General features: G+C 74.9%; 11 protein-coding genes. 4 read left to right on the forward strand and 7 right to left on the reverse strand.

Features of this window, described 5'->3' with window-relative positions:
• The first annotated feature begins 195 nt into the window (after window positions 1-195).
• Complete coding sequence (locus ACZ6S8_RS16250; protein ID WP_469456175.1) at window positions 196-492, forward strand: hypothetical protein; 297 nt, start codon at window positions 196-198, stop codon at window positions 490-492.
• Here ACZ6S8_RS16250 and ACZ6S8_RS16255 read toward each other — a convergent pair.
• Both ACZ6S8_RS16255 and ACZ6S8_RS16260 read right to left on the reverse strand, forming a co-directional pair.
• Window positions 461-1,390, reverse strand: a complete 930-nt coding sequence (locus ACZ6S8_RS16255; protein ID WP_469456177.1) for an aminotransferase class IV — start codon at window positions 1,388-1,390, stop codon at window positions 461-463. The genes ACZ6S8_RS16250 and ACZ6S8_RS16255 overlap by 32 nt on opposite strands.
• 158 nt (window positions 1,391-1,548) lie before the next feature.
• Entirely contained in the window at window positions 1,549-2,049 is a 501-nt protein-coding gene (locus ACZ6S8_RS16260; RefSeq protein ID WP_469456179.1) for a nucleoside 2-deoxyribosyltransferase domain-containing protein, read from the reverse strand.
• A 346-nt stretch (window positions 2,050-2,395) separates the two neighbouring features.
• Here ACZ6S8_RS16260 and ACZ6S8_RS16265 point away from each other — a divergent pair, with 346 nt between their 5' ends.
• Window positions 2,396-2,794: a hypothetical protein gene (locus ACZ6S8_RS16265; RefSeq protein ID WP_469456181.1), complete on the forward strand. Its 399-nt coding sequence runs from the start codon at window positions 2,396-2,398 to the stop codon at window positions 2,792-2,794.
• A gap of 45 nt (window positions 2,795-2,839) precedes the next feature.
• Here ACZ6S8_RS16265 and ACZ6S8_RS16270 read toward each other — a convergent pair whose 3' ends face one another.
• Window positions 2,840-3,466 (reverse strand): nucleoside/nucleotide kinase family protein, encoded by a 627-nt coding sequence (locus tag ACZ6S8_RS16270; protein ID WP_469456183.1) that lies wholly within the window; start codon window positions 3,464-3,466, stop codon window positions 2,840-2,842.
• Between the two features lie 84 nt (window positions 3,467-3,550).
• Window positions 3,551-6,793 (reverse strand): TIM-barrel domain-containing protein, encoded by a 3,243-nt coding sequence (locus tag ACZ6S8_RS16275; RefSeq protein WP_469456185.1) that lies wholly within the window; start codon window positions 6,791-6,793, stop codon window positions 3,551-3,553.
• A gap of 223 nt (window positions 6,794-7,016) precedes the next feature.
• On the opposite strand from ACZ6S8_RS16275, the gene ACZ6S8_RS16280 reads away from it, so the two are divergent.
• Window positions 7,017-7,610, forward strand: a complete 594-nt coding sequence (locus ACZ6S8_RS16280; protein WP_469456187.1) for a BRCT domain-containing protein — start codon at window positions 7,017-7,019, stop codon at window positions 7,608-7,610.
• Window positions 7,611-7,618: 8 nt separating this feature from the next.
• On the opposite strand, the gene ACZ6S8_RS16285 is transcribed toward ACZ6S8_RS16280, so the two are convergent.
• From ACZ6S8_RS16285 to ACZ6S8_RS16295, 3 genes are all read right to left on the reverse strand, one after another.
• Window positions 7,619-7,867, reverse strand: a complete 249-nt coding sequence (locus tag ACZ6S8_RS16285) for a hypothetical protein (RefSeq protein ID WP_469456189.1) — start codon at window positions 7,865-7,867, stop codon at window positions 7,619-7,621.
• 143 nt (window positions 7,868-8,010) lie between these two features.
• Window positions 8,011-8,679, reverse strand: a complete 669-nt coding sequence (locus tag ACZ6S8_RS16290) for a response regulator (protein WP_469456191.1) — start codon at window positions 8,677-8,679, stop codon at window positions 8,011-8,013.
• Window positions 8,680-8,708: 29 nt separating this feature from the next.
• Complete coding sequence (locus ACZ6S8_RS16295; RefSeq protein ID WP_469456193.1) at window positions 8,709-9,860, reverse strand: sensor histidine kinase; 1,152 nt, start codon at window positions 9,858-9,860, stop codon at window positions 8,709-8,711.
• A 532-nt stretch (window positions 9,861-10,392) separates the two neighbouring features.
• Between ACZ6S8_RS16295 and ACZ6S8_RS16300 the strand changes: the two genes are divergently transcribed.
• Window positions 10,393-12,612 (forward strand): MMPL family transporter, encoded by a 2,220-nt coding sequence (locus ACZ6S8_RS16300; RefSeq protein WP_469456195.1) that lies wholly within the window; start codon window positions 10,393-10,395, stop codon window positions 12,610-12,612.
• Window positions 12,613-12,746 lie beyond the last annotated feature (134 nt).

A 12,746-nucleotide genomic window follows, 5' to 3' on the forward strand; every position in this document is an offset into this window, starting at 1 on the left:
CCCCCCGGGGGGGGGGGGGGGGGGCCCCCCCCCCCCCCCCCCCCCCCCCCCCCCCCCCCCCCCCCCCCCGCCGGGGGCCGCGCCCCCCCCCCCCCCGGGGCGGGAGGAGGTGCGGGTACGCGGAACACGGGCCGTGGACACGCCGCGAGGGGCGACACGGCAAGAAGAGCAAGAAGAGGACGAAAGGACACGCCGATGGGCGTCCACGCGATCGACCGTCTCTGTTACGACATCGCGCACGATCCGCACACCCTGGAACGGATGCGCGCGGACCCGCGGCGGGAGCTCGCCCGCCGGCCGCTGACCGCGGCGGAGCGGGACGAACTGCTGCGGGGCGACGTCGCCGCCCTCTACCGCCGCGGGGCGCATCCGGTCCTGCTCGTACGGCTGGCCACCTTCCGGGTGCTGGGCCTCGATCCGGCGCTCTACGCCGCTCGCATCCGTACGGCCGAACCGCGCTTCAGCGTGCCGGCGCCGCCGGGACCGGAGTGAGCCACTCGTCGTGCCGGCCCGTGACGGCGCGGACCGTGTCGTGGTAGCAGGATTCCAGCGCCCGCGTGATCTCCCCCGCGGTCTTGCCGTCGCCGAGGGGGAACCCGTCGACCTCCACGGCGGGCAGGACCTCGGCCGCGGTCCCCATCAGGAAGATCTCGTCGGCGAGGTACAGCTCCGTCCGCTCCACGGGCCGGACCTCGACGGACAGGCCGAGCTCCTCCTCGGCGAGCTGGAACAGGGTGTTGCGGGTGATGCTGTCCAGGACGCCGCTGGCCAGGTCGGGGGTGATGAGCCGGCCGCGCTTGACCAGGGCTATGCACGAGCCGGACGACTCGGTGACGTTCCCCGAGCCGTTGAGGAAGACCGGCCAGTCGGCTCCGCGGGCGCGGGCGTCGATGTTGCCCAGCCTGCCGTTGTGGTAGTTCGAGAACACCTTCATCGAGGCCGGAGAGGCGCCCGGGTTGAAGCGGGGCCAGGAGCTGACGGCGAGCGTGCAGGTGCGCCCCTGCCCGAGCTTGCTCTCGAACTCCCAGGTCTCGATGGCGATCTCGGCCGGTGTGCCGCGCGGCACCATCTGTTCCTTGTGCGTCCCTCCGGCGAAGCCCCACGGGCGCACGTAGAGGTCCTTGCCGCTCGTCTCCCACGAACCGAGCAGCTCGACGGTGGCCGCGACGAGCTCGTCCGCGTCGAACGCGGGCTCCATCCAGCCCAGCCGGAGCGAGTCCAGCAGCCGCTGCATGTGGTCGTGGAGCCGGAATCCGTGCAGCGTCCCGCGGGTGCCGCTCCAGTAGGAGTGCACGCCTTCGAAAGCGGCGGAGACCGAGGCGTGCCCGACGGAACTGATGTGCACCGTCGCCTCTTCCCACGGCATGAAGGTGCCGTTGCGCCAGATCAAACGCCCATATTCGGAAGACACGCTTGCCCCTCTCGGTGACCCAGACGAACACAGCTCGACGCGACCTCACGCAGAGCGCTGACCGCACTCTAGATTTGACAATGAGGGCTGTCAAGGTAGTCACATTCAGAGTCAATATTGAAGAGGGGGATGCCTTCCTACCGGGTGGCCGCCGCCGATACGAGGGTGAGCGCAGCGGCGACGGTGTCGTGGAGGGTTTCGCGTACGGGTACGCCGTGGCGGCGGGCGACGTAAATGAGGTAGCGGTTGCGTTCGGGGTTGGGGCAGTCGGGCGGGCAGCCGAGAACGGCCCGGCCGGTGGCGACGTCGAGGCCGAATTCGACGTTCGTGGTGAAGCCGGGCAGGGACGCGAGGTCGCGGGGGATCCAGAAGAGGATGGCGTCGGCGTGCTGCCGGGCATCGGTCTCCCAGTCGACCTGGTCGTCGTAGTCGGCGGCGCGGAAGCCTCCCCGCGACTCCGGGCTGAGGACGGTCAGCCGCTGCCGGCCCGCCCACTGGGCGGCGAGCTCCCCGATCGCGTCGGGCCGCCAGGACGCAACGGGCTGGTCGGCGCGCGGGGTGGGACCGGCGAGGAAGACACTGGGCCCGGAAGCCGGGATCGGTTCGCGGGCGTAGACGAGGTGCGGGGTCACTGGCATCGGGTCTCTCCGGTCTGCTGCGGGGCCGGTGGATCCGCGGGCGGTCGCCGGCGGGGCGTGGGGCAACGGGGCGGACGTGGCGGACGGTCCGCGTGGCCGCGGCCCCCTTCGACGTGACGGTGTTCGCTGCCGGGTACCCGGACACGAGCTCCGCCACACGCCGCACCACCCCCGTCGTCCCGTCCGGATCCTGCCCCGCGCACCGCGGCCGGAACGCCCCGGGCGGCGCCGCCTGACGGTCGTCCGGGGGACCGGCGGGCGTGTGGGGCGCCCGGGAACGGGCGGGACCGGACACAGTGGGGCGGGGCCGGCTCCGGCCCCATCCCCCCAGGGAACGGAGAATCCGGTGTCGGTCAACAAAGTGACGGGTGCGGAACTTGCCGCGAAACTGCTGCAGGACGTCGACAACGAGCACGTCCGGGCAGCCACCCGGCTCCTCGGGTCCCATCAGGACGGCCTCTGGCTGCGCCGCTTCACCGAGGACCCGGAACTGGCGGACGCGGCCGGCCGCCCCCTGATCGGCAAGACCGGAACGATCGACTGGGACGGCCTCGCCCGGCTGCTGCGCACCCCGCGGTGGTCACGCCGCGCCTCCGGCAGCGAGGTCGCCGTACTGGAGTTCGCGGTCTCCCTGGTGGGCGACTGCGCCGTGAACCTCCGGCAGAGCGTCCACGCGGTCGACGACGCCGACTTCCAGCTCTTCCTGCGCGCGCTGCGCGAGGCCGCGCACGGCGAGGAGGGCTGACCCCGGCGGCGCGGCGGCATCCCGGGGGCCGGGGGCGGGCCGGCGTCAGCCGGTGTCGAGGACCAGGTCCGCCCGGTCCCGGCCCGGTGCGACGAGCCGGGCGTTGGCCTCGTCCGAACGGGCCACCCACGCCCGCGCGTGCTCGGGGTCCTTGCCGTGGCGCACGTGCCGGGCGACCAGACGACCGATCCGCAGCCCGTCGTCGGGGGCGAGGTACCAGGCCTCGTCGAGCAGGGGCCGCACCCGTGCCCACTCCCCCGCGTCGTGCAGCAGGTAGTTGCCCTCCGTGATCACCAGGGGCACGCGGGCCGCCACCGCGATGCTTCCGGCGATCGGCTCCTCGAGCGACCGGTCGAAGGCGGGGGCGTAGACCGGGTCGGCGCCCGGTTCGCGCAGGCGCCGCAGGAGGGCGGTGTACCCGGCGGCGTCGAAGGTGTCCGGAGCGCCCTTGCGGTCGGCCCGGCCGAGCCGGACCAGTTCGGCCCCGGCCAGGTGGAAGCCGTCCATCGGCACCACCACGGCGACGTCCGGCCCGAGGGTCCGGGCGAGTTCCGCGGCCACGGTCGACTTGCCGGCCCCCGGCGGCCCGGCGATCCCGAGGATGCTCCGGCCGCCCGGACCGGCCCGGTCCGCCAGCGCTCCCGCCCGCCGTGCCAGTTCCGTGATGTCCACCCCCGTATCCTGCCGCACCGGCGGCCCGGCCCGCGGGCGCACGGCGGGGCCCGGCCCGGCTGCCGGGCCGGGCCCCGGGCGCGGTCAGGGGGTGAACGTCCAGCGCTGGGCCGGGGTGCCGTCGCAGGCGGCGCGGCGCAGGGTCGTGCCGTTCCCGGGGGCGGAGCCGACCGGGGCCAGGCACTGCCCGGCATGGCGCAGGGTCCCCTGGGGGCCCGCCTGCCAGGTCTGGCCGGCGCTGCCGTCGCAGGTGCGGACCGTGGTGCGGGAGGGAACGGCCGCGTCGAGGCAGACGCCCCCGAGCCCGGTGAGCCGCCCGTCCGGCCGGAGGGTCCAGCGCTTGTTGGGTCCGCCGTGGCAGGTGTAGAGGGTGGGTGCGGTTCCGGGTGTGGTGGCGCTGCCCGGCAGGTCCAGGCACGTGGCGGAGGCGCCGTTGACGAGGGTGGCGGCGGCCGGGAGGGGGGCCGGCCGGCCGGTGAGGGTGATCTCGGCGGCGCTGGTCCAGGGACCGCGGCCGCCCGCCTCCGTCAGGGCTCTGAGGCGGAGGTAGCGTCCGGCCGTGGCGGGCAGGGCGGTGTTCTTGGCGGCCGGGGTGTCGGGGAAGGTGCCGCCGGCGACGGGTGGGCCCCAGTCGGCGGCGGTGTCGGAGACGTGGATCTCGTACGCGCCGATGCGGCCGTTGACCCCGCCGTCCTGGCGGGGCAGGTAGCCGAGGCCGTCCACGGCGTACCGGGCCCCGAGGTCGATCACGACCTCGTGCGGAAGCGCGGCCGGGGTGCCCGTGGACCAGGCGGTGTGCCACTGCGTGGCCGGGTTCCCGTCGAACGCGTTGCGGGCCGCGCCGTTCTCGGCGCCGTTCTCCTGGCTGTCCGCGGAGACCAGGGACCAGCCCGCCTGGGCGATGGGAGCGGACGAGGGCAGCGCCTCGGCCGGCGGGACGCTCGTACCGGTGGCCGCGACGGCGAACGCACCGGCCTTCACCCCCGTCTTGACCCGGAGGACTCCGGAGCGGTCGGCGGGGTCGAAGAACCACCCCGTGGCGGCGGCGTCGTAGGCCGCCCTGGAGTCCTGGCGCGGCAGGGCGGCGCCGTCGGCCGTGACGGTGCCCGGCGCGGAGGCCACGTGGAGGGTGAACTCGTAGCCGCGGGACGCCGGTTTGCCGGCGTAGTCGCCCGTCGGGGCGCCCACGGCGACGGTGACCGTGCCGGAACCCGATGCCGGGGCGGTCACGTCCACCTGCTGGCGGGCGTAGGCGCCGTTCTCGTGGGCCCGGGTGCGGCCGTCGTCCTCGTACAGGCTGAAGGCGGAGGCGCCGCGCGGGTGGATGTCGTAGGTGAGGGTGGAGACGGGCTTCTCGCCGGTGTGGTTCATCTGCGGCCACATCGGCACGATCGCCCCGCCCTTGGCGAACAGCGGCAGCGTGTCGAGGGAGGCGCGGTATCCGTTCAGCCAGCCCGGACCCGCGTACGTCTTCCCCGTCCAGTAGTCCGTCCAGGTGCCGGCGGGGAGGTAGATGCCGTCCCGGACGGCCGTGTCGGAGACGACGGGCGCGACGAGGAGGGAGTCCCCGGCCATGAACTGGCCGCTGGTGGCGTCCCCCCGGGCCACCGGGTCGTCGGGGTACTCCAGGACCATGGCGCGGGTGCTGGGAACGCCGGTCTCGTGCGCGACTCGGCTCATCGTGTACAGGTACGGCATCAGCCGCATCTTGAGCTGGAGGTACCTGCGGTTGATGGAGAGGTACGGCTCCGCGAACCGCCAGGGCTGCTTGTCCTGGTACCCGGCGGACGGGCCGGTCGCGCCCCATCCGGACATCGTCATGAAGGCGGGGGTGAAGGCCTTCCACTGGAGGTCGCGGGTGTACGTCTGGGGGCTGCCGCCGAAGATGCCGTCGACGTCGCCGGTCGCGTAGTTCAGGGCGGACAGGCCGGCGCCCGCGATCGCGGGGACGTGCCAGCGCATGTCGTCCCAGGTGCCGCGGGTGTCGCCGGTCCAGACGACGGCGTTGCGCTGGGTGCCGGCCCAGCCGTCGACGGTCCACACGAAGCGCCGGGCGTCGGAGTTCTTCTCGATGCCCTCGACGGCCTGCCGGACGCCGTCGAAGGCGTACTTGTAGCCGCTGCCGATCCACGCGACGTCCGTCTTGACTGCGCGGCTTCCCGCGGTGCCCACCTCGTCCGCGATGGAGCCGAGGCCGGTGGAGGTCCACAGCCCGGTCTGGAAGCCCTTGGCCCGCAACGCGTCCACGGTGGACTTCAGGGGCGCCGTGTAGCCGCAGCCGTAGCCGTCGTTGGGGAGGAACCAGCCGGAGGGCATGTCGGCGGCGCGGGCGTCGGCCGCGTATCCGACGACGTCGGGGGTCGTCTGGTGGCGGAGGCGGTCGTGGTCGCCCTGGTACTCCGGGTTGGAGGCGTTGAAGCAGTCCGCGTTGCCGAGCTCGAAGCCCCACTGCGGTGCCAGGAAGGGTTTTCCGGAGACGTCGGTGTACGCGTCGAGCACGGACTTCGGGGAGTCGCCGGTGAAGTACCAGGCGTCGAAGCGGTTCTCGTCGTGGGTGAGGGCGGACGGGGCGTCGAACGCGTAGGAGCCCGGGGCCCAGGTGTTGCGCATGACGCCGTACCCGTTGGTGGACATGTAGAACGGGGCGGGACTGGCGTTGGAGTTCTCGCGCCAGGCGTTGTCGACGGCGACGGGGACCGTCTTGCCGCGCAGCGCCCACGCACCGAGCCGCAGGCCGGTGCCGTAGAACTGCTCGTCCGCGCCGCGCGCGAGGTACTGGGTGGTCCGGCCGCCGGTCCAGCTGGTGGGCCGGGCCTCCTGCCAGACCGGGGTGGTGTCGTCGGCCCGGTACACGGAGAACCGCAGGGGGGACTTGTTCACCCGGATCGAGAGGGATCCGGTGGTGATGCGGTAGTGGGCGCCGGCGTCGGTGTGGGCCGCGGTCACCGGTCCGAACTCGGTGGTGGGGGCGAGGTCGGTGCCCGCCGGATCGTCGGTGAACACCCCGTCGGGCGAGAGCCACAGCCGGAAGATGTCGGCGCGGGCGACGACCACGCGGGCCTTGGCGCCGCTGGACGTGGTGACCGTGAACGTGTTGCCGGACCGGGTGAGGCCGGTGGCGTCGCCTGCGGTGGCGGTGGCTCCGGCGGGCGCGGCGGCGGCCGGCGCGGCCGACTGCCCGGCGGCGGCCAGGCCCGTGACGCCGAGCAGCGCCGCGAGCAGCGCGGCGGGCGTGCGGCGCCTGCGGCGCGGCGGGCGTGCGGCGCGCCTGTGGATGCAGTCGTGCCTGTGAATGCAGTCGGGCCTGTGGTTGCGTGGCAGTCTCATGGGCAGCTCCTCGTGCGGTCCGGATCACGGACACACCGCTTTGGCATGCGCATGGCAAGATAGCGCGGCGCCGCCATGATGTGGAGGAAGATGCTCGAAGTTCCATGAAACCACGCACCTTTGAGCACTTCCAGACGGTGCCGACCGGCCCGGAGGTGCGGACCGCACCCCCTCCCCCGCCGTCGCGCCGGGCGTTGTCAGACACCTGAGCCATGATCACGGCATGACGACGACCCCCGCCGAAGCCCTGGCCACCCGAGACGAGTACGCCGGCGCGATCGCCACCGCCCTGGGGGCGGCCGCCGCCTACTACGGCTCCGGTGATTCCGCCCTCGACGACGCCTCCTTCGACCTCCTGATGGGGCTGATACAGGCGTACGAGGAGCGGTACCCGGAGCACGCCGGCCCCGCCTCCCCCACCGGCAAGGTGGCCGGCGGCGCCGCCCCCGCGGGGGACGTGGCGCGGCCGGCGGAGCTCGGCCCGGTCGTCGACAAACCGGCGGCGGCCGGGGTCAACCTGGTGGAGCCGCGCGTGGAGACCCCCGACGGAGCGGCGCAGGGCCCGCTCACCGGTCAGACCGTCGTCGTCACGGGGAGGATGACGGGCGCGCTGGCCGCGTACGACACCCGTGACAAGGTGCGCGAGCTGATCGAGCGGGCGGGCGGCACGTCGTCGAGCGGAACGTCCGGGCGGACCACGCTGCTCGTGGCGGGCGAGAAGGCGGGCAGCAAGGTCGCCGAGGCCACGGAGGCGGGCGTCGAGATCCTCGGCGAGGGGGCGTTCGCCGAACGGATCGCCGCGTTCCTCGCCGTCTGAGCGCGGGCTCAGCCCCTGCCGCGCCGGGGACCGGGTGCGGGTGCGGGTGGGGGTGGGGTGACGGCCAGCACCGGAGGGGCCGGGGAGGACCAGCGGTGGCCGCAGGGGTCGAAGACCAACACCACCGGCCGGCCCGGGCGCTGGCGCCAGGAGATGCGCTCCGGCGCGCTCTCGCACACCGGACAGCGGGGCAGCGGCCCCGGCTCCGGCAGGCACTCGGGTGCGGCCGCGAGCGGCGTGGAGTGCGTGTCACGCATGGAGGCTCCCTGGTCGTGCGGTTGGGCTGATCGCACTGTGCCATGGACGGGCCCTTGTCCGCACGGGCGAATCATCCAGTGTTTTTGCTGGTCAGAGGTGTGGTCACCAGGAGTATTCCGGTCGTCTTACGGGCACTTGGTGATCAACCGCTCACGCCTCCGGCCGCCACCAGGCCGGATTCGTACGCAGCGATCACCGCCTGGGCGCGGTCGCGGACGCCCAGCTTGCCGAAGATGCCCGTGATGTGGTTCTTGACCGTGGAGACGCTGATGTCCAGGTCCCGGGCGATCTCGGCGTTGTCGAGGCCCGTGGCCAGCAGGTGCCAGATCTCCCGCTCGCGCGGCGTCAGTTCCGCCGGCGGCGCCGCGGCCGCGGGCAGCGGCCGGGCGGGGGCCCGTACGTAGGCGGAGATCAGCCGGGTCAGCAGCCGCGGGGCGACGGCGGCCTCCCCCGCGTGGACGGTGCGGACCGCCGCGACCAGCTCTTCCGGGGAGACGTCCTTGGGGAGGAACCCGTAGGCACCCGCGCGCAGGGCGGCGACCACGTACTCGTCCATGTCGAAGGTGCTCAGGGCCAGGACGCGGGTCTCCGGGAGGGTCCGCGCCAGTTCCTCGGTGGCCTTCACCCCGTCGAGCACCGGCATCCGGATGTCCATGACGACGACGTCGGGGAGCACCTGCCGGGCGAGGGCGACGGCCCGGGCCCCGTCCTCCGCCTCGCCGACGACCTCGAACTCCGGGTCGGGGCCGAGGATCAGCGCCAGGCCGCGGCGCACCAGCGGCTGGTCGTCGGCTATGAGCACACGGATCATCGGTGTGGTTCCCCCCGTTCCTCGCCCGCTCACGGTCCGGGGACCGGGAGGCGGGCAGCGACCCGGAAGCCGCCGCCGTCGAGGGCGGCGGCCTCCAGGGTGCCGCCCTGCAGGGCGACGCGTTCGCGCATTCCGATCAGACCGTACCCGGAGCTCGGCGCGGGCCGCGCGGCGGCCGTCCGGGCCCCCGCGCCGTCGTCGCGCACTTCGACGGCGACCTCGTCCGCACCGTAGGTCAGGCGTACCTGGGCCCGCGCGGCACCCGCGTGCTTGCGGGTGTTGGTCAGTGCCTCCTGCACGATGCGGAAGACGGCCAGGCCCACCGTCGGCGGCAGCGGGCGGACGGGGCCGTCCACGGTGAACTCGGTCTCCGTCCCGGCGAGCCGGGACTCGGTGATGATCCGGCCGAGGTCCCCGGTTCCGGGCTGGGGCGTCGGCGGGGTGTGCTCCGGCTCCTCCCCGGCCCGCAGCACTTCGAGGAGCTGGCGCATCTCGCGCAGCGCCATCCGTCCGGAGCCCTCCAGCGTGACCAGGGCCTCGCGCGCCACCTCCGGGTCGTGCGCGAGGTTGGCCCGTGCGCCGCCGGCCATCAGCTGCATGGTGGTGATGTGGTGGGCGACGATGTCGTGGAGTTCGCGCGCGATCCGCCGCCGTTCCTCGGCCACCGCCCGGCCGGCGAGCAGGACCCTGTTGGCCTCGACCTCCCGCTGCCAGCGGTTCAGCCCCAGGGCGGCGCCGACCACGAGGAGGGCGACGACGGCGTTCCCCAGCAGGAGCCACCGGTTGTACGGCAACAGGCCCCCGCCCAGGCCGAGCGAGGCCAGGGGCACCGCGGCGAGCACCGACGCCGTGATGACCGCCGGGCCGCAGGACCGGGCCACGGAGTAGAGGGCCACGGCGAGGGTGAAGTTGAAGTGCGCCGTCTCCGGGGCGGTGAGGTTCAGTACGACGCCCAAGGGCAGGACGGTGACCAGGACGGCGACCGGCCTCCGGCGCCGGAACAGCAGGGTGAGCGCGGCGGCCACCAGCGCGGCGGCCGCGCTCACCGTGACGGGGTCGCCCTCGGGCCGGGTGCCCAGCGCGAAGTTGACGAGGTCGATGGCCGCGGCCCCCACGGCGACGAGCGCGTCGTTGCGGGTCCACGCCGGACCGCCGGTGACCGGAACCTGAACCGCGCCCACGCCCGGACCCGCACCCGCGCCCACGCCCGGACCCGCACCCGCACCCGCACCCGCACCCGCACCCGCACCGTGAGCCGCCCCTGGCCCGGATGCCGCCCGCCGGCCCGCGCCGGGTCCGGGCCCCGCGGTGCCGGCCCCGTCGGTACGGGCCTCCTCGGGCCCGGTTGCCCCCGTACCCGCGTACCCGCCCGGCCCCGCGCCCCGAACCGCTCCCGGCGCCCCGCCCGCGCCGGCCCCCACGTCCCCGCCCATTCCCGCCGTCCCTCCCCCGCGGACCGCCCGCCCCGGCGGGAGCCGGGGCCGCGCGTCCGCTCTCCGGTGATCCATTCTGGCACCGGCCGCCCGCCGCGCCACCGCCCCCGCCCCCGGGGACGGCCCGGGACCAGGACCAGGGTCCCGGTCGGGGCCCGCACCCGGACCCTGGTCCCGGACCGGAGCTCCTCCCCCGACCGGACGTTTTCTCCGCGCTCCCCTGATGGTCTGGAGTCGGCCGGGAGTCCCCGGCCGGCACCGCACCCACCGGAGGAGACCTGTGATCCGCGCCCTGACCGGATTCTCGACGAGGAGTCCGTGGAAGGTCATCGCCCTCTGGGCCGTCGCCGGCATCGCGGCGACCCTGCTGGGCCAGGCCTTCCTCTTCCGCGCCACGCAGACCGGCGAGGCCGGGTTCCTGCCCGCACGCTACGACTCGGCCGCCGCCCTGAAGCTCGCGGAGGAGCACTTCGGGGCCAGGCCCGACACCAACCCCCTCACGGTGCTGGTCGCCCGGTCCGACGGCGAACCGCTCGGCGCCGCCGACGAGCAGCGCGTCGACACCGAGGCCGCCGCACTGGCGCGGCGCGCCGTCACCATGCCCCGGCACGAGGACACGCTCCCCTTCGCCCGGGACCACTCCCAACTCCCCCGCGTGAGCCCCGCCATGACCGCGCCCGACCGGTCCTTCCGACTGCTGTCGGTCGAGCTGACCGGCAACCCCGCGGATCCCGGCGTGCAGGACACCTACCGGGCCTTCCGCGACTCCGCACGGGAGAGGTTCGCGGAGGCGGGCCTGCGCGCCGGCTTCACCGGCCCGCTCGCCGACACCGTGGACACGCACGACGCGGGGAAGACCCGGGCGACGGTCGTGGGCATCGCCATGGTCGGCGTCATCGTCCTGCTGCACGTCCTGGTCTTCCGCAGCGTCCTGGCCGCCCTGCTGCCGCTCGTCGCGGTCTCCGTCATCGGCGGCGCCGCCACCGGCGTCGTCGTCGGGGCGGCCCTGCTGACCGGCACGGACCTCGCGCAGTCCACCCCCGGGCTGATCAACGTCGTGCTGGTGGGCATCGGCATCGACTACTTCCTCTTCCTGCTCTTCCGCTTCCGGGAGCAGTTGCGCGCGCGCCCGGACCAGTCCGGGCGCGAGGCGGCGGCCGAGGTCGCCGCGCGCGTGGGTACGGCCGTCACCTCCGCGGCGCTGACCATCGTCGCCGCGTTCGCGACGCTCGCGGTGGCCTCCTTCGGCCAGTTCCGGGTCCTCGGGCCGGCCATCGCGCTGTCCGTACTGGTCATGCTGCTGGGCAGTCTGACCTTCATGCCCGCCCTGCTCGCGGTCACCGGCCGCCGGATGTTCTGGCCCTCCCGCTCCCTGCGGCGCGAGCCCCCGGCGGGTCCGGCCGCGCGGACGGGCGAGCGATTGGCGCGGCGGCCACTGACCCTGGCGCTGGCCTCGGTGGCGCTCCTCGGGGCGCTGTCCGCCGGACTCGTGGGGCTGCGCGTGGACTACGGGCAGGGCGGCGCGGGCGCCGACCGTACCGCCGCGGCGGCGACCGCGGCCGAGATCGCCCGCGCCCTGCCCGCGGGGGTCTCGGATCCCGCCGCCGTCCTCGTCGGCGTACCGGCCGGCGCCCCGCCCCTGGCCGCGGACGGCCTCGAAGCACTCGCCCGGTCGCTCGCCGGGGTCCCGGGGGTGGGCCGGGTCGCGGACCCGGTGCTCAGCGGCGACCGCCGGGCGGCGCGGATCGACCTCTTCCTGACGCCCGACCCGCGGGGACAGGAGGCGCGCGACCTGGTCTCCGGGCCGGTCCGGGAGACCGTCCGGGCACACGCGCCCGCCGGCGCGCAGGCGCACGTCGGCGGCACCACCGCGGTCTTCGCCGACATCGCGGCCGCCGTGGACGAGGACCTGAAGCTGGTCTTCCCGGTGGCGGCGGCCCTGATCGCGCTGATCCTGCTCGTGCTGCTGCGCAGCCTGCTGGCGCCGCTGGTGCTGATGCTGGCCGTCGGACTCGGATTCGCCGCCACCCTGGGCGCCTCGGCCCTGGTGTTCCAGCACGCGCTGGACCGGCCCGGCGTGGACTTCACGCTCCCGCTGGTGCTGTTCCTGTTCGTCGTCGCCCTCGGCACCGACTACAACATCCTGATGAGTGACCGGATCCGGGAGGAGATGGAACGTCCCGGCCCGGCCCGCGCGGCGGTGGGCCGTGCCGTGCGGCACACGGCGCCCGCCATCGCCACGGCGGGCCTGGTGCTGGCCGCGTCCTTCGGGAGCCTGGCCGTCGACCCGGCACCCTCGACCCAGCAGATCGGCTTCGCGACGGCGCTCGGGATCCTGCTCTCCGCCTTCGTGCTGTCCATCGTGCTCGTTCCGGCGCTGGCCGCGCTCCTGGGCCGCTCCCTGTGGTGGCCGGTGCGGCCCCGGCAGGCGGACGGGCCGTCCGCTCCGCAGCGGGCAGCCGCTGCGGAGCGGGAGACGGACCGCCTCCTGAAGCGCTGAGCGGACGCCGCCCGTACGCACGAAGGCGCCGGGGGGGGGGGGGGGGCCGGGCGGGCGCCCCCCCCCCGGGGGGGGGGGGGGGGGGGGGGGCGGGGCGGGTGTGGTGTACCGGGGGGGGGGGGCCCCCGCGCCGG

This window comes from Streptomyces sp. NPDC048461 (assembly GCF_055587105.1).

Excerpts from the sequence above, each read along its gene's own strand:
- ACZ6S8_RS16275 (WP_469456185.1), bottom strand. The coding sequence starts at position 6,793 with ATGAGACTGCCACGCAACCACAGGCCCGACTGCATTCACAGGCACGAC.
- ACZ6S8_RS16285 (WP_469456189.1), bottom strand. The coding sequence starts at position 7,867 with ATGCGTGACACGCACTCCACGCCGCTCGCGGCCGCACCCGAGTGCCTG.
- ACZ6S8_RS16260 (WP_469456179.1), bottom strand. The coding sequence starts at position 2,049 with ATGCCAGTGACCCCGCACCTCGTCTACGCCCGCGAACCGATCCCGGCT.
- ACZ6S8_RS16280 (WP_469456187.1), top strand. The coding sequence starts at position 7,017 with ATGACGACGACCCCCGCCGAAGCCCTGGCCACCCGAGACGAGTACGCC.
- ACZ6S8_RS16250 (WP_469456175.1), top strand. The coding sequence starts at position 196 with ATGGGCGTCCACGCGATCGACCGTCTCTGTTACGACATCGCGCACGAT.
- ACZ6S8_RS16290 (WP_469456191.1), bottom strand. The coding sequence starts at position 8,679 with ATGATCCGTGTGCTCATAGCCGACGACCAGCCGCTGGTGCGCCGCGGC.